The sequence below is a fragment of the Pseudideonella sakaiensis genome, assembly GCF_048320135.1.
Taxonomy (GTDB): Bacteria; Pseudomonadota; Gammaproteobacteria; order Burkholderiales; family Burkholderiaceae_C; genus Ideonella_A; species Ideonella_A sakaiensis_A.
Genome location: NZ_CP182947.1, coordinates 3,320,941 through 3,336,500 on the forward strand (window position 1 = coordinate 3,320,941; position 15,560 = coordinate 3,336,500).

19 protein-coding genes are annotated in these 15,560 nt (G+C 67.5%); 9 read left to right on the forward strand and 10 right to left on the reverse strand.

Annotation, left to right across the window (positions count from 1 at the left end):
• Positions 1-12 precede the first annotated feature (12 nt).
• The 3 genes from ACNH6H_RS15035 to ACNH6H_RS15045 all read right to left on the reverse strand — a co-directional run bounded on the left by ACNH6H_RS15035 (position 13) and on the right by ACNH6H_RS15045 (position 3,366).
• On the reverse strand, positions 13-618 hold the full coding sequence (locus ACNH6H_RS15035) for a hypothetical protein (protein ID WP_418318768.1): 606 nt from the start codon (positions 616-618) through the stop codon (positions 13-15).
• A gap of 70 nt (positions 619-688) precedes the next feature.
• Positions 689-2,422 (reverse strand): single-stranded-DNA-specific exonuclease RecJ, encoded by a 1,734-nt coding sequence (gene recJ / locus ACNH6H_RS15040; protein WP_418318769.1) that lies wholly within the window; start codon positions 2,420-2,422, stop codon positions 689-691.
• Positions 2,419-3,366, reverse strand: a complete 948-nt coding sequence (locus ACNH6H_RS15045) for a hypothetical protein (protein ID WP_418318770.1) — start codon at positions 3,364-3,366, stop codon at positions 2,419-2,421. The genes recJ and ACNH6H_RS15045 overlap by 4 nt, the downstream gene beginning before the upstream one ends.
• A gap of 57 nt (positions 3,367-3,423) precedes the next feature.
• Here ACNH6H_RS15045 and ACNH6H_RS15050 point away from each other — a divergent pair, with 57 nt between their 5' ends.
• Together ACNH6H_RS15050 and ACNH6H_RS15055 are read left to right on the forward strand one after the other, a co-directional pair.
• Positions 3,424-4,680, forward strand: coding sequence for a lipoprotein-releasing ABC transporter permease subunit (locus ACNH6H_RS15050; RefSeq protein WP_418318771.1), 1,257 nt, complete (start codon positions 3,424-3,426; stop codon positions 4,678-4,680).
• Complete coding sequence (locus ACNH6H_RS15055; protein ID WP_418318772.1) at positions 4,673-5,377, forward strand: ABC transporter ATP-binding protein; 705 nt, start codon at positions 4,673-4,675, stop codon at positions 5,375-5,377. Before ACNH6H_RS15050 ends, ACNH6H_RS15055 begins: the two co-directional genes overlap by 8 nt.
• Positions 5,378-5,392: 15 nt before the next feature.
• Here ACNH6H_RS15055 and ACNH6H_RS15060 read toward each other — a convergent pair whose 3' ends face one another.
• Both ACNH6H_RS15060 and ACNH6H_RS15065 read right to left on the reverse strand, forming a co-directional pair.
• Entirely contained in the window at positions 5,393-5,620 is a 228-nt protein-coding gene (locus ACNH6H_RS15060) for a cysteine-rich CWC family protein (RefSeq protein ID WP_418318773.1), read from the reverse strand.
• Positions 5,601-6,059: a hypothetical protein gene (locus ACNH6H_RS15065; RefSeq protein WP_418318774.1), complete on the reverse strand. Its 459-nt coding sequence runs from the start codon at positions 6,057-6,059 to the stop codon at positions 5,601-5,603. Before ACNH6H_RS15065 ends, ACNH6H_RS15060 begins: the two co-directional genes overlap by 20 nt.
• A gap of 177 nt (positions 6,060-6,236) precedes the next feature.
• Between ACNH6H_RS15065 and ACNH6H_RS15070 the strand changes: the two genes are divergently transcribed.
• Genes ACNH6H_RS15070 through ACNH6H_RS15100 form a run of 7 tightly spaced genes read left to right on the forward strand, consistent with a single transcriptional unit; the run spans position 6,237 to position 12,249 of the window.
• Entirely contained in the window at positions 6,237-6,713 is a 477-nt protein-coding gene (locus tag ACNH6H_RS15070) for a 4Fe-4S dicluster domain-containing protein (RefSeq protein WP_418318776.1), read from the forward strand.
• Positions 6,714-6,734: 21 nt separating this feature from the next.
• Entirely contained in the window at positions 6,735-8,582 is a 1,848-nt protein-coding gene (locus tag ACNH6H_RS15075) for an aldehyde ferredoxin oxidoreductase family protein (protein WP_418318777.1), read from the forward strand.
• A 36-nt stretch (positions 8,583-8,618) separates the two neighbouring features.
• Complete coding sequence (locus tag ACNH6H_RS15080) at positions 8,619-9,890, forward strand: NAD(P)/FAD-dependent oxidoreductase (protein WP_418318778.1); 1,272 nt, start codon at positions 8,619-8,621, stop codon at positions 9,888-9,890.
• 7 nt (positions 9,891-9,897) lie between these two features.
• On the forward strand, positions 9,898-10,152 hold the full coding sequence (locus ACNH6H_RS15085; RefSeq protein WP_418318780.1) for a MoaD/ThiS family protein: 255 nt from the start codon (positions 9,898-9,900) through the stop codon (positions 10,150-10,152).
• 13 nt (positions 10,153-10,165) lie between these two features.
• A complete protein-coding gene (locus ACNH6H_RS15090; protein WP_418318781.1) occupies positions 10,166-10,465 on the forward strand; it encodes a hypothetical protein in 300 nt (99 codons plus the stop codon).
• Between the two features lie 14 nt (positions 10,466-10,479).
• A complete protein-coding gene (locus tag ACNH6H_RS15095) occupies positions 10,480-11,766 on the forward strand; it encodes an esterase/lipase family protein (protein ID WP_418318783.1) in 1,287 nt (428 codons plus the stop codon).
• Between the two features lie 18 nt (positions 11,767-11,784).
• Positions 11,785-12,249: a Crp/Fnr family transcriptional regulator gene (locus ACNH6H_RS15100; RefSeq protein ID WP_418318784.1), complete on the forward strand. Its 465-nt coding sequence runs from the start codon at positions 11,785-11,787 to the stop codon at positions 12,247-12,249.
• Positions 12,250-12,268: 19 nt separating this feature from the next.
• On the opposite strand, the gene ACNH6H_RS15105 is transcribed toward ACNH6H_RS15100, so the two are convergent.
• From ACNH6H_RS15105 to ACNH6H_RS15125, 5 genes are all read right to left on the reverse strand, one after another.
• The gene (locus ACNH6H_RS15105) at positions 12,269-12,793 is read right to left on the reverse strand and encodes a gamma carbonic anhydrase family protein (protein WP_418318786.1); all 525 of its coding nucleotides are present in this window, start codon (positions 12,791-12,793) and stop codon (positions 12,269-12,271) included.
• 31 nt (positions 12,794-12,824) lie between these two features.
• The gene (locus tag ACNH6H_RS15110; RefSeq protein ID WP_418318788.1) at positions 12,825-13,616 is read right to left on the reverse strand and encodes a hydroxyacylglutathione hydrolase; all 792 of its coding nucleotides are present in this window, start codon (positions 13,614-13,616) and stop codon (positions 12,825-12,827) included.
• 74 nt (positions 13,617-13,690) lie between these two features.
• Complete coding sequence (locus tag ACNH6H_RS15115; protein ID WP_418318789.1) at positions 13,691-14,284, reverse strand: gamma carbonic anhydrase family protein; 594 nt, start codon at positions 14,282-14,284, stop codon at positions 13,691-13,693.
• A 25-nt stretch (positions 14,285-14,309) separates the two neighbouring features.
• Positions 14,310-14,612: a P-II family nitrogen regulator gene (locus tag ACNH6H_RS15120; RefSeq protein ID WP_418318791.1), complete on the reverse strand. Its 303-nt coding sequence runs from the start codon at positions 14,610-14,612 to the stop codon at positions 14,310-14,312.
• Positions 14,613-14,622: 10 nt separating this feature from the next.
• Entirely contained in the window at positions 14,623-15,558 is a 936-nt protein-coding gene (locus ACNH6H_RS15125; protein WP_418318793.1) for a sodium-dependent bicarbonate transport family permease, read from the reverse strand.
• Positions 15,559-15,560: the final 2 nt, after the last annotated feature.

The window sequence follows — 15,560 nt, forward strand, 5'->3', positions numbered from 1 at the left end:
TGGTGGCTCCTTTCACTTCCGGTCTGGATTTGCTGTCGTGTTCTGCAAGCCCGCCGACTCGTCAGGCGGCGGACGACGGTCCGCGACGCGTCGAGCCACGTCGCCGGACGGATCGATCGGCGGCGGCGGAGGGCGGCTGCCATCCAGGTACTCCGGATGGATCTGCGCATCGTGGCGGCCGTCCGGGTGATGGCCGAAATCGGTGCCCTGATTCGTCAGGCCGCCATAACCGCCATAGGTGCCGCCGGGCTGCTCGGGATGGAGATCGGCCCCCTGCGGCGCCGACTGCCCGTCCCCGGCGGGATGCCAATCCTGCTCGCGCTGCGGGCCGCGGTGGTCGATCACGTCGTCGCCGATGCGCTGCCGCGACTGCGACTGGCCGCCGCCGAAGCGCGGATCGTTCTCGCTGTCGTGCTGGCGTGGGTTCGGCCGATCATCGTGTTTTGGCTGCTGCATCTCGACTCCTTGTCGGATCGGTTGGCGATCCACGCTGCAACCAACGGTGATCGGCGCTGTGCCGTCGTTCTGCTGGTGAGCGCGGTTTTCCGCCAGTTTGGAGTCGCTGCAGCCGCACGGGTGTGCGACAAATCCTCGAACCGGCGTCGGAATACGGCGCACCGGGAGAGGGTTCGTGACACCGTTATGCTTGGCGCTGGCCGAGCCTGCGGCCTCGCGCCGGCGTCCGGCCTCAGGCGGGCAGCGCCGCCTCGACCATCATCTGGATGCGTTGCCGGCCGTTGTATTCGTCGAGGTTCAACCGATACGCGAGTTGCACGCGCGGCGGCAGCGGCTCGCTGTGGCCGAACCAGATCGCGTCGCGCAGCGTGCCGCCATGGCGCACCGACAACTTCAGGTGTTTTTCGCCGACCAGCCGTTGCGAGACGATCTCGACGACATCGCAGAAAACCGGCGGCTCGAAGGCCTGGCCCCAGACCTGCTCGTCGAGTGCCGCGACCGTTGCCGCATTGAAATATTCGGCGCCGAGCGGGCCGTCGCTGAGCACGGTGCGGGAAAGCAGGTTCGGCGTCAGCCATTCGTCGCCGACCTGCGCCAGCGCCTGCGCAAAGGTCGGCAGGTCGGCTTCGGCAACGGTGCAGCCGGCGGCCATCGCATGGCCGCCGAATTTGCGCAGCACGCCGGGATGGCGCTTGCTGACGAGGTCGAGCGCATCGCGCAGGTGAAATCCGGCGATCGAGCGGCCCGAACCCTTCAGCAGGCCGTCCTGGCCACGGGCAAAAACAAAACTCGGCCGGTGCAGCCGGTCCTTCAGCCGCGATGCAACGATGCCGACCACGCCTTCGTGAAAAGCCGGGTCGTACAGCGTCAGCGCCGACAGCGGGCTGTCGTCGGCCGGCAGCAGCGCCTCGAGCAGCCGCTCGGCCTGCTCGCGCATGCCGGCTTCGACATCCCGCCGCTCGCGGTTGATCGCATCGAGCCGTCCCGCCAGTTCGGCGGCGCGGCCGGCGTCGTCGCAGAGCAGGCACTCGATGCCGAGCGTCATGTCGGACAACCTGCCTGCAGCGTTGATCCGCGGGCCGAGCGCAAAACCGAAATCGAAGGCGCTGGCGCGCCGCGGATCGCGCGCGGCCACCGCAAACAGCGCGGCGATGCCGGCATTCAGCCGGCCGGCGCGAATCCGTTTCAGCCCCTGCGCGACCAGCCGGCGGTTGTTGGCATCGAGCCGCACGACGTCGGCAACCGTGCCGAGCGCGACCAGGTCGAGCAGGCTGTCGAGCCGCGGCTGGTTGTCCGGCGCAAAGACGCCGCGGCTGCGCAATTCGCTGCGCAGCGCGAGCAGCACGTAGAACATCACGCCGACGCCGGCCAGCTGCTTGCTGGCAAAGCCGCAGCCCGGCTGGTTCGGATTGACGATCACGTCGGCGTCGGGCAGGTTGATCCGGTCGTCGAGCAGCGCCGGCAGGTGGTGGTCGGTGACGATGACGCCGAGGCCGTTGGCCCGCGCATGGGCGACGCCGTCGATGCTCGCGATGCCGTTGTCGACCGTCATCAGCAGGCCGGGCCGCGGCGTCAGCTGCAACGCGAGGTCGACGATCGTCGGCGTCAGGCCATAGCCATGGACGGCGCGGTCGGGCACGACATAACGCACCTGGCCGGGCCGCGCGCCGAGCAGGGCGAGGCCGCGCACCGCGACCGCGCAGGCGGTCGCGCCGTCGCAGTCGTAATCGGCAACGACGACGATCGTCTCGCCGCGGTGCAGGCTGTCGGCCAGCCGGCGCGCCGCGTCGGCGGCGCCGAGCAGCGCCGTCGGCGGCAGCAGCCGGGCCAGGCCGTCGTCGAGTTCGTCGGCCTGGCGCACGCCTCGGCCGGCAAAAAGCCTCGCCAGCAGCGGCGTCAACCCGGCCTGCTCGAGCGCCCAGGCGGCCCGCGGCGGCACCTCGCGGAATTCGATTGCAGCGGTCACAGCGCCTCCAGCCAGCGGGCGGCGTCGACCGGCTGCCAATGCCGCTGCAGCCGCCGCCACAGGTTTCGGGGCGCCGCGGCCAGCGTCTGCGCCGATCGTTCGCCGCACAGCGTCAGCGCGACGCCGGCATCACCCCGGCGCAGCGCGCCGAGCAGTTCGCCGAGCGGGCCGGCATCGAGCGCGCGCCACGCCTCGACCCAGGCTTCCCAGTTCTCGGCCAGCATCGGCTCGCGCAGCCGGTCGTCGATCCGCAGGCCTGCTGCTTCCGCGACCGGCTGCGCGCGGCCGCAGCCGCTGAGCCAGAAACTGTTGACCGGCGGCAGGCCCTTCGCCTCGCGCTGGTCGGTCAGCGGGTCGGTGTACAGCAGCATCTGCACCTCGTTCTGCAGCCGGCGGATCAGCCCGGCCTGCGGAAAGCGCGCGGTATCGGTCTGCAGCCAGAGGTCGATGTTGCGGCCGATCACGCGGTCGATCGATGCGCACGGCAGCCCGTCGAGGCTGTCGTGTGCCGCATACCAGCGCAGAGGCGCCCCCCAGCGCAGCGTGAAACCTTCGCTTTCGAACAGCTCGCGCACCCGTTCGAACAGCGCGCGCGATTCGGCCTCGGCCAGCGCCAGCGTCGCCGGATTGGCCAAGGTCACATAGTCGCGCCCGACCTGCCAATGCACCGGCGTCAGCTGGCCCCACGCGAGGTCGCCGACGTCGATGCCGTCGGCCGCGGCCGCGCGAGCCGCCCACGGCAATGCGCCGTCGTCGCCGCGCAGGCCGAGGTGGGCGGCCAATGCGCGCTCATGCGGCGGGCTCAGCAGGTATTCATCGCCGTCGAAGCTGGTCTGCCGGTCGAGGCGGCCGAGCAATTCGGTCAGGTTCGGCAGCGCGAGGTCGGACAGGGTCTGCGCACAGGCCGGCGACAAGGCACTGGCATGTGGGATCAACAGGTGCATGGGGGCGAATTATCTGCCGGCAGGTCGCACACCCTGCCTCGGGTAGCATCCGCCGCCATGAACTGGCCCTACGAACTGCAGATCGGCTGGCGCTACACGCGCTCAGGCCGCGCCGGGCGCCGCAATGGTTTCATCTCGTTCATTTCGGGTGTGTCGATGATCGGCATCGCACTCGGGGTGGCCGCGCTGATCATCGTGTTGTCGGTGATGAACGGCTTCCAGAAGGAGGTCCGCGACCGCATGTTGTCGGTGATCGCCCATGTCGAGGTCTACGAGGCCAAGGGCCAGGCCTTCGACGACTGGCATGCGGTCGCGGCAAAGGCGCGGACCAATCCGCAGGTGGTCGGCGCCGCGCCATTCATCGCGGCGCAGGCGCTGGTTGCGCGTGGCGACGACATGCGCGGCGCGATCGTGCGTGGCATCTCGCCCGAACAGGAGGCGACCGTCACCGACCTCGCCGCTCGCCTGCGCGATGGCGCGCTGGCGCGGCTGGTGCCCGGCGAATGGGGCATCGTGCTCGGCGCCGAACTGGCGCATTCGCTCGGCGTGCGCGAAGGCGATTCGGTGACCATCGTCGCCCCGGGCGGGCAGGTCACGCCGGCCGGCGTCGTGCCGCGGCTGAAGCAGTTCACCGTCGTCGGCACCTTCAGCGCCGGCCATTTCGAATATGACGCAGGCCTCGCGCTGATCCACCTCGACGATGCGGCGCGGCTGTTCCGCCTTGGCGGCCCGAGCGGCGTGCAACTGCGGCTGGCCGACGTGCACCAGGCGCGCAATGTCGGCAGCGAACTGCAGGCCAGTTTCGGCGGCGGCGTCGAGGTGCGCGACTGGACCCGCACGAACCGCAACTGGTTCGATGCGGTGCAGGTTGAAAAACGGCTGATGTTCATCATCCTGACGCTGATCGTCGCGGTCGCCGCATTCAACCTGGTCTCGACGCTGGTGATGACGGTGACCGACAAACGCGCCGACATCGCGATCCTGCGCACGCTCGGCGCCAGCCCGCGCTCGATCATGGGCATCTTCATCGTGCAGGGTGCGACCTCCGGCATCATCGGCACCGCACTCGGCGTCGGCGGCGGGCTGCTGATCGCATTCAACATCGACGTCATCGTGCCGGCGATCGAGCGCGCGCTGTCGGTCAGTTTCTTGCCGAGCAGCATCTACCTGATCAGCAGCATGCCGAGCGAGCCGCAGCAGGGCGACATCGTGCCGATCGCGCTGATCTCGCTGGTGCTGGCCTTCCTGGCGACCCTGTACCCGAGCTGGCGCGCCAGCCGCGTCCAGCCGGCCGAGGCGCTGCGTTATGAATGAGGCCGTGGGCGGAAACAACGACACGGTCGCGCTGCAGGCCAGCGGCCTGCACAAGCGGTATACCGAAGGCGGGCTCGACGTGCCGGTGCTCAATGGCGTCGACCTGACGGTGAATCGCGGCGCGACCTTGGCGATCGTCGGCGCATCGGGCTCCGGCAAAAGCACGCTGCTGCACCTGCTCGGCGGCCTGGAGGCACCGACGCGCGGCAGCGTCACGCTGATGGGCCGCGACTTCGCCGCGATGGGTGCGGCCGAGCAGGGCGAGTGGCGCAATCGCCACCTCGGCTTCGTCTACCAGTTCCATCACCTGCTGCCCGAATTCAGCGCGCTCGACAATGTCGCGATGCCGCTGCGCATCCGCCGCGTGCCGAAGGCGCAGGCGCGCGAACAGGCGCGGGCGGTGCTGGCCCAGGTCGGTCTCGATGCGCGGGTCGCGCACCGGCCGTCGCAGCTCTCGGGCGGCGAGCGGCAGCGGGTCGCGATTGCCCGTGCGCTGGCCGGCTCGCCGGCCTGCGTGCTCGCCGACGAACCGACCGGCAACCTCGATCGCAATACCGCCGACGGTGTCTTCGCGCTGATGCTCGACCTGGCGCGCCGCCAGGGCACGGCGTTCGTGATGGTCAGCCACGATGCGTCGCTGGCGCAGCGCTGCGATCAGGTGATGTTCATGAACAGCGGGCGGCTGCAGGCGGGCTGACCGCCGGCAGCGCAGTCAGCGCGCTGCCGCGGCGCAGCGCGCGCAGATGCAGCTGCGGCCGCGCTCGGCCGGCGGAATTCGCGCCAGCGTCGCCTGTGTGATCTCGACATCGCGGCACCAGCAGTCGACGTCGAAGCGCCCGCAGGCCGCCGGTGCGCAGCCGTTCGGCCCGCCGCACAACGGACAGGTTGTATTGGACAGCGGCTGGCCGCCGTCGGTTTGCTCAGAGGGTTGCGAGGTCATCGAGCAGGGCCCTGCGGTCATCAGGCTTGTCGATCGCCTGCGCCAGGTCGAGCGCGCGCTGCTTGTGTTCGGCAGCCGGCAGCAGCCGGTTGTTCAGTGCCTGCGCGCGTGCCATTGCCTCGTGCGCATAGGCGAGGTAGAACGGCGGCAGATCGCTGCTGTAGCCGAGGCAGATCTCGGCATGGCGGACCGCCTCGTCGGCGCGGTCGAGCAGCACCTGGATCCGTGATGCCTGCCAGTAGCCGATCGACAGGTTGCGCGGTTGGCAGTCCGGGCGCTGCAGCCAGTGATAGATCGAGGCCTGGTTCAGCGCGACCATCAGCCGCTCGTCCTCGGCGGTGCGCAGCTCCTGCTCCATCAGCGTCCAGGCGCGGTTGAAGCACTCGGCGGCAAAAAAACGGTGTGCGGCGGCGAGGTCGAAATCGGGCGACGGGCTCATTGGCAAATCCTGCGTTCTCCGGGTCGGCTTCGAACGAGCATAACGGCCTTTGTCTTGAGGGTTTCCCCCGGGTTTCACTGCGTTTACCCGAGGGACATCATCGGTTTGCCAGGGTCGCCACCGGCCGTTGCGCCGGCGCCGCGCGCCATCCCTCACCCCGATCAAGCAGGAAATCTCATGCAGAAATCCCTCCACATCGATCCGGACAAGTGCACCGGCTGCCTGCAGTGCGAAATGGCCTGTTCGTACGAGAACTACGCGACCTTCACGCCGAGCAAGTCGCGCATCAAGGTGTTCGACTTCCACCACACCGGCCGCAAGGTGCCGTACACCTGCACGCAGTGCGACGAGGCCTGGTGCCTGCACGCCTGCCCGGTCGAGGCGATCACGATCGACGAAATGACCGGCGCGAAAGTCGTCAGCGAGGCCACCTGCGTCGGCTGCAAGGTCTGCACGATCGCCTGCCCGTTCGGCACCGTCAACTATGTGCAGGAAACCGGCAAGGTGCAGAAATGCGACCTCTGTTTCGGCGAGCCGGCCTGCGCCGATGCCTGCCCGACCGGTGCGATCACCTATGTCGATGCCAACTGGACCGGGCTGAACAAGATGGCGGCCTGGGCCGCAAAGCTCGGCAACCAGAACGCCGCGGTCTGAGCCGCTGAACAGGAGTCGATCATGTCGTGGGCAGGAAACATCCTTCGCGTCAACCTCGGCACCGGTGTTGTCACATCGGAACCGCTGAACATGAGCTGGGCCAGGCAATACCTCGGCTCGCGCGGCCTGGCGAGCAAATACCTGGTCGAGGAGATCGACCCGAAGGTCGATCCGCTGTCGCCGGACAACAAGATCATCTGGGCCACCGGCCCGTTGACCGGCACGATGGCATCGACCGGTGGCCGCTATACCGTCGTCACGAAAAGCCCGCTGACCGGTGCGATCGCGTGCTCGAACTCCGGTGGCTACTGGGGCGCCGAACTGAAGATGGCCGGCTGGGACATGGTGATTTTCGAGGGCCGCTCGGACAAGCCGGTTTACCTGTTCATCCAGGACGGCAAGGCCGAACTGCGTGATGCCGGCCACCTGTGGGGAAAGACGGTCTGGCAGACCGAGGAAATGCTGAAGACCGAACTGCAGGACCCGCAGGTACGGGTCTCGAGCATCGGCGCGGCCGGCGAGAACCAGGTGCTGTATGCGGCGGTCGTCAACGACCTGCACCGTGCCGCCGGCCGCTCCGGTGTCGGCGCGGTGATGGGCTCGAAGAACCTGAAGGCGATCGCGGTGCGCGGCACGATCGGCGTCGGCAACCTCGCCAATCCGAAGGAATTCATGCGGGTCACCGCCGAGAAGAAGAAGATCCTCGCCGAAAACGCCGTCACCGGCCAGGGCCTGCCGACCTTCGGCACGCAGGTGCTGATGAACGTCATCAACGAGATGGGTGCGTCGCCGACCCGCAACCACCGCGACGTGCAGTTCGAAGGCGCGAAGGACATCTCCGCCGAGGCGATGGCCACACCGCGCAAGACCGACGGCAAGAAGCCGCTGGTGACGAATCAGGCCTGCTTCGGCTGCACGATTGCCTGCGGCCGCATCCAGAAGATCGACCAGAGCCATTTCTCGGTGCAGAACAAGCCCGAATACTGGGGCGCGACCGGCGGGCTCGAGTACGAGGCGGCCTGGGCGCTCGGCAATGCCAATGGCGTCAACGACCTCGAAGCGCTGCAATACGCGAACATGTTGTGCAACGAGCACGGGATGGACCCGATCTCGTTCGGCGCGACGATCGGCGCGGTGATGGAGCTCTACGAGATGGGCGTGCTGACGAAGGAACAGCTTGGCATGGAAGCGCCATTCGGTTCGGCGCGCGCCTTGTGCCATTTCGCCGAGATCACTGCAAAGGGCGAGGGCTTCGGCAAGGAAATCGGCCAGGGTTCGAAGCGGCTGACCGCCAAGTTCGGCCATCCCGACCTCAGCATGACGGTCAAGGGCCAGGAATTTCCGGCCTACGACGGCCGCGCGATCCAGGGCATGGGCCTCGCCTACGCGACCAGCAACCGCGGCGCCTGCCACCTTCGTGGCTATACCGTGGCATCCGAAGTGCTCGGCATTCCGGTGAAGACCGATCCGCTGGTGACCGAAGGCAAACCCGAACTGGTCAAGGCCTTCCAGGATGCCACCGCCACCTTCGATTCGGCCGGCATCTGCATCTTCACCAGCTTCGCCTGGGGTCTGGCCGATGTGCAGCCGCAGGTCGCAGCCGCCTGCGGCGAGGAATTCACGCTCGAAAACCTGAACCTGATCGGCGAGCGGATCTGGAACATGGAGCGCGACTTCAACAACCGTGCCGGCTTTACCTCGAAGGACGATACCTTGCCGAAGCGGCTGCTGACCGAGCCTGCCAATTCAGGCCCGGCGAAGGGCCTGGTCGCGAAGCTGCCGGAGATGCTGCCTGAGTATTACGTCGCCCGCGGCTGGGATCACGACGGCCAGGTGACGGCCGAAACCCGCAGCCGGCTTGGCCTGTGACGGTGGCCACGCAGCGTTACTGAGCGGCCCGAGCCGATGAAACACCTGATCCTCGGTGCCGGCCCGGCCGGCGTGATCGCCGCCGAGACGCTGCGCCGGCTGGCGCCGGACGACGAGATCGTGATCGTCGGCGACGAGCCGGAGGCGCCGTATTCGCGGATGGCGATTCCCTATCTGCTGATCGGCAACATCGACGAGCCGGGCACCCATTTGCGCCATGGCGAAGGCCACTACGAGGCGCTGCGCATCGACCTGCGCCGCGGTCGCGCGGCGGCGGTCGACAGTGCGGCAAGGAAGGTACGTCTCGACGACGGCAGCGTGCTGGATTTCGACCGCCTGCTGATCGCGACCGGCTCGCAGCCGATCCAGCCGCCGATTCCGGGCATCGACGGCCCCGGTATCCATGCCTGCTGGACGCTCGACGATGCCCGCGCCATCATCAAGCTCGCGAAGCCCGGCGCACGCGTGCTGCAGATGGGCGCCGGCTTCATCGGCTGCATCATCCTGGAGGCGCTGGCCGCGCGCGACGTCGAACTGACCGTCGTCGAGATGGGCGACCGCATGGTGCCGCGGATGATGGGGCCGACCGCTGGCGGCATGATCAAGAACTGGGTCGAGGCCAAGGGCGTGCTGGTCTTCACCGGCACCAAGGTCGAGGCGATCGACCATGCGCCATCGGGCGTGAAAACGGTGCGGTTGTCAGGCGGGCGCAGCGTCGAGGCCGATCTGGTGATCAGCGCCACCGGCGTGCGGCCGAATATCGGTTTTCTCGAGGGATCCGGCATCAGCTGCCTGCAGGGCGTGTTGACCGATCAGCACTTGCAGACCAATGTCGACGGCATCTATGCCGCTGGCGACTGCGCCGAGGCCTTCGACAAGATCAGCGGCAAGACCATCGTCAGCGCGATCCAGCCGAATGCCGCCGAGCAGGCCAGGGTCGCCGCATTGAACATGCTCGGCCGGCCGGCCGAGCTGCCCGGCGTCACGCAGATCAACGTCCTCGATACGCTGGGGCTGATCTCGACCAGTTTCGGCAACTGGGAAGGGGTTGCCGGCGGCGAACATGTCGAACTGACCGACCGCGAGGCAGCGCGCCACCTGAGCCTGCAGTTCGACGGCGACCGGCTGGTCGGCTGCAACAGCATCGGCTGGACCGACCACGTCGGCGCGATGCGCGGCCTGGTCGAGGGCCAGGTCAGGCTCGGCGAATGGAAGGAACGGCTGAAACGCGATCCGACGCAGCTGATGCCGGCCTACCTCGCGTGTGCGCAGGCGCAAGCGGCGCGGGCGCACCTGAAGGCGGCATGACCGCGCCGTGAGAATCACGTTCAAGCTGTATGCCAGCCTGACCGACTATCTGCCGGCGCAGGCGCGCAGCAGCAACCGCATCGAACTCGACCTGCCGGAAGGCGCGACGATCGCGCAGGTGATCGAGCCGTTCGGCATGCCGGCGAAGCTGGTTCACCTGGTGCTCGTCAACGGGGTTTATGTCGCGCCGGAAGACCGGCTCGGCCGCGTGCTGGTCGCCGGCGACGTGCTGGCGATCTGGCCGCCGGTCGCCGGCGGTTGAGCGCAGGCCGCCGATGCAGGCCCGTTATCCGGCGGCCTTCGACCGCGAGATGGGTTGCACCGAAGCCGAGTGGCTGCGCTGGTTGCCCGGTGCGGTCGGCGGGCGCGCGGTCGATCTGCGAGCCGGCGCCGCACGGGTCGCCATCAACGGCGGCGCACTCGATCTGAGCTGGCAACAGCTGGCGCCGCGACGCATTGCGCTGATGGCAATGCCGGTGCTCGCGGTCAAATTCCGCTTCTCCGATATCGCCGACGCAGAGCGCCAGACCTTCATGCGGTATTTCGACCTGTATACGCAGCGCGGCGGAGGCTGAGCGCACAATCGGCGATGCCCATCCCGCCGAAGCCAAGACCAACCCCCGTCAGCAGTCTGGCGCGCCACCTGCAACTGGCCGATTTGCGCGGCCTGGCCCGTCTGTCGACCCAGGCGACCATCGGCGTCACCGACATCACCGAAGGCGTGCACCGCTCGGTGCTCGGAACGATCGGCCTGGCCGGCAGCGATGCGCAGCGCACCGGCGGGCTGTCGGGGCTGGTTTACCGCGCGGTGCGCGGCATCACGCGCGGTGTCGGTCGCGCGCTCGACACGACGCTGGCCGGCATGGAGCCGCTGCTTGCTGACGTCGACCGGCGTCCGGCTGAAGAATCGGTGCAGCGCGCCGCGGTACTTGCCGCGTTGAACGGCGTGCTCGGCGACCGGCTGGCTGCCGATCGAAGCCCGTTTGCGTTCAACATGTCCCTGCGCCACCGCGGGCTGCCGATCGAACTGGGCAAGCCGTTGCCAGTTCACGCGCCGCGCAGCCGCATCCTGCTGATGGTCCATGGCCTGTGCATGAACGATCTGCAATGGAGCCGCATCGGCGACGACGGACAGGTCCACAACCACGGCGAGGCGGCGGCCGCCGCACTTGGACATACCGATCTCTGCCTGCGCTACAACAGCGGCCGCCACGTCTGGCAGAACGGGCGGGATCTGGCCGAACTGCTGGATCGCCTGCTGCAGCACTGGCCGGTGCCGGTCGAGGAAGTGAGCGTGATCGCGCACAGCATGGGCGGCCTGGTGATCCGCAGCGCCGTCCACCAGGCGCTGCAGCAACAGCGCGAGTGGCTGCAGCGGCTGAAGCAGGTGATTTTTCTCGGCACGCCCCACCACGGCGCACCGCTCGAGCGTGCCGGCCGTGGCGTCGACCTGCTGCTCGCGGCGTCGCCGTGGACGGCACCGTTTAGCCGGCTGTCCGGCGTGCGCAGCGCCGGCATCACCGATCTGCGTGATGGCCGGCTGATCGACGAAGACCCCCGGCAAGGGCGCCGTACCCCGTTGCCATTGCCTGGCGGCATCCGCTGGCGCGCGATCGCTGCGACGCTTGCCGAGCGCCGCAGTGCCATCGCCGACCGATTGACCGGTGATGGCCTGGTGCCGCTCGACAGCGCACTCGGTCGTGATGCCGACGGTGCGCAGCAGCTTTCGTTTGCCGACGACTCGACCTGGATCAGCCCGCAAACCGGTCACCTCGCGTTGCTGAGCCGGCCCGACATCACCGAACGCATCATCGACTGGCTGGCTGAATCCGCGGCGCCGCCGGTGCCGGCGCGTACACTGCCAGACATCCACTGACGATCTTCGGCGCAGCCCATGCAGGCAGGACAGATCGAAATGCTGCAGCGGATGCCGGTCTTCGGCGGCATCCGCGCGGAGGTGCTGGGTCTGCTGCTCGATCACGCGGCCCATCGCCGGCTGCCAGCGGGTCAGGCCTTTTTCCGCGAAGGAGAACCGGGGGACCGGATGTTCGTGCTCGAAGCCGGCCGCGCTGCAGTCGTCAAGGGCTGGCAGGGCAGCGAGGTGCTGCTGCACCATCTCGAAGCCGGCGACTGCTTCGGCGAAATGGCGTTGATGGACCTGTTCCCACGCAGCGCGTCGGTGATTGCCGAAACCGACTGTGTCGCGATCGAGCTGACGACCGAGAGCCTGGCCGGCCTGTTCGAGCGCGACCTGGAGCAGTTTGCGCTGATCCAGATGAACATCGGCCGCGAGGTCTGCCGTCGCCTGCGCGCGGCAGACGATCGGCTGTTCAGGCTCAGGATGGGCGAAGCCGATTGAGGGACGCGGCCCGGTCCGTTCAGCCGATGGCCTGCAGCTCGGCCTTGTAACGAGCGCCGCGTCGAACATAACCGTCGGCGTTGCCGGCAAGCCGGGCCAGTTCCTCGTCACCGAGCGTGCGCACCGCCTTCGCCGGCGCGCCGAGGATCAGCGAGCGGTCCGGGAACTGCTTGCCCTCGGTGACCAGCGCACCGGCCGCAATCAGGCACTGACGGCCGATCACGGCGCCGTTCATCACGACGGCCTGGATGCCGACCAAGGTGCCTTCACCGATGCTGCAGCCGTGCAGCATCGCCTGGTGGCCGACGCTGACGCCCTTGCCGAGGTCGAGCGGGAAGCCTGGATCGGTGTGCAGCACCGCACCTTCCTGCACATTGCAGTCGTCACCGACGCGGATCGGCTCGTTGTCGGCGCGCAGCACCGCACCCGGCCAGACCGATGTCCGCTCGCCGAGCGTGACCCTGCCGATCAGCGTGGCCTCTGCCGCGACGTGGCAGCTGGCCGGGATATCGGGTGTCAGTTCGCCGAGGCGGTAGATCGTCATCGTGATGTTCCTTCAGTTCGGTAGGCGGGGTTCACCAGCGGTTGCGCAATTCGCGCAGCTTGATGAAGACAGTCTTCGCGTCGGGCTGCTCGGGCAGGTCAGGGAAATTTTCGCGCAGGCGGGCAATCAGGCTCGGGCTGCTCAACCGCAGAAAGCTGTTAATCTGTTTTTCCTGCTGCAGCGTCGTGACGACCGAAGTCGCCGGGTCATGGCCGCTGACTTCGGGCAGCATCGCCTGTGCGTCGCGGTTGTCGGGTTCGCGGTCGAGCGTGAACTTCAGGTTGTTCTCGATATAGTCGTGGCCAGGATAAACCTGCGTGTCGTCGGGCAGGCGCGCCAGTTGGTCGACGAAGCTGGTGTACAGCGCGACCGGATCGCCGCCGTTGTGGCAGTTGCCGGCGCCGGCATTGAACAGCGTATCGCCCGAAAACAGCGCCGGCCGGTCGCCGTGCGCTTGCAGGCAGATGTGGCACATCGTGTGGCCTGGCGTATCGAGGCATTCGAGCTCGACGGTGCGGCCGACCTTCACGACATCACCGGCCTTCAGCCCGCGGTTGACGCCGGCAATCCTCGAACCGGCTTTTTCGTGCGCCAGCAGCTTCGCGCCAGTCGCCGCGATCACCGCGTCATTGCCGCCGGTATGGTCGTGGTGTTCATGGGTATTGAGCACCTGCGTGATCTGCCAGCCCTTGGCCTTCGCCGCCTGCAGGCATTTGCCGTGGTCGAGCGGGTCGATCGCGAGCGCCTCGCCGGTCTCCGGGCAGGCGATCAGGTAGTTGAAATTGCGGTAGGCATTGCCGGTCCAGATGCGTTCGATGATCATCAGCTTGCTCCTCGTGCGGACTGCGGTGCAGCCGGACCATTGTAGGAAGCCGGGGTGGGGGCGATCGCCGGCCGTCAGTCTCCAGCGTGCTTGCCGGCCAGCATCGCATCGAGCTGTTCGAGTTGTGCTGCCGACAGCCGCTCGCCGCCGGCCGCATACAGCTGCGCGATGGTCTGGTAGAAACGCGCGTTCATCAGATTGGCGGCCGAGTTGTCGCGGGTCGCGACGTTTTTGCCGGGCACGCCGGCGATCACCGAGTTGTCCGGAAAAACCTGGCCTTCGCCGACGATGCAATGGCCGGCGACGATCGAATTGGCGCCGATCCGGGCACCGTCCATCACGGTGGCATTGATGCCGATCAGGCAGCGGTCGCCGATCTCGCAGCCGTGCAGCGTCGCATGGTGGGTGATCGAGCAGTCTTCGCCGACGATTGTCGGTGTGCGGTAGCCGACATGGATCATCACGAAGTCCTGCACATTGCTGCGCGCGCCGATGCGGATCTCGTGCATCTCGCTGCGCATCACGACGTTCGGCCACACCGAGGCGCCTGCGCCGATCCGGATCCGGCCGAATAACTGCGCCGACGGGTCGATAAAAGCCGGCGAGTCGAGCACGACCTCGGCGCCGATGTGCGGCCGCTGACGTTTGCCCGGACGGCGATCCGTCATCGTGGGCTCCATCGCAGCATGCGCATCAGAATTTCTCCGGCCGCAGTACCTCGACGTCGCTGACGAAGAGGATCATCGAATAATTCTCGTAATAGCGCTCGCGCACGCCGTTGAAGATCGCCATTGCGCTTTCGTCGTTGCACAGTATCTCGACGCGGATATTGGCATTCGGCCCCCAGGTCGCGTCGCGTCGCCCGCGATGGCCCTTGCCGCGCGCATCGGTGACCGTATAGCCATGCGCGCCCAGCGCCTCGATGTCGCGCAGCAGTGGCTCTTCGATGACCGCCTCGGTGATGATCGTCAGCAGTTTGCGCGTCGATGGAAACATCTCGATCTCCTCAGGCCAGATATTGGGCCAGCCGGTGGTACAGCGGTATGCCGATCAGCAGGTTGAACGGAAACGTGATGCCGAGCGCAGCGCCGATCGACAGCGCCGGATTCGCCTCCGGTACCGCGATGCGCATTGCTGCCGGCGCGGCGATGTACGAGGCGCTGGCATACAGCGTTGCCAGCAGCGTCGTGCCGCCGAGCGACAGCCCGAGCATCTTGCCGACCAGCAACCCGAGCAAGGCCGAAAACAACGGCGTGACGATCGCGAAGATCACCAGAAACGGGCCGGCGCGGCGCAGGTCTTCGATGCGGCGCGCCGCGACCAGCCCCATTTCGAGAAGGAAAAACGCCAGCAGTCCCTTGAACAGATCGAAGAAGACGCGGTCGAGCGGCGCGATGCCGGACGGCCCGGCGATCCAGCCGATTGCCATGCCGCCGAGCAGCAGCACCAGGCTCTTGCCGGTGAAGACCTCGTGCAGCAACGGTCCCCACTTGGTACCGCTGGCGCCGCGGCGGGCCAGCACGACACCGATCATCAGTGCCGGAAATTCGAGGAAGACGAGGAATACCGTCATGTAGCCCTCGACGCCGGTGCCGAGGCGAGTCAGGTAAGTCGTCCCAACGGCAAAGGTGACGACGCTGACCGAACCGTAGTGGCCGGCGATCGAGCCGGCATCGGCGCGCGACAACTTGCCGATGCGGTGCAGCACCGGGAATGCAAGCAGCGGAATCGCGGCGCCGCAGAGGACGATCACGACGCCCGGCAATGCGACATCGAGCAGCGGATATTTGGCCAGTTCGACGCCGCCCTTCAGGCCGATCGCCAGCAGCAGGAAGATGCTCAGCGATTCGTACAACACGCCCGGGATCTTCAGGTCCGACCGGATCACGCCAGCGATGATGCCGAGCAGGAAGAACAGGATGACGGGTTCGAAATACGGCATTC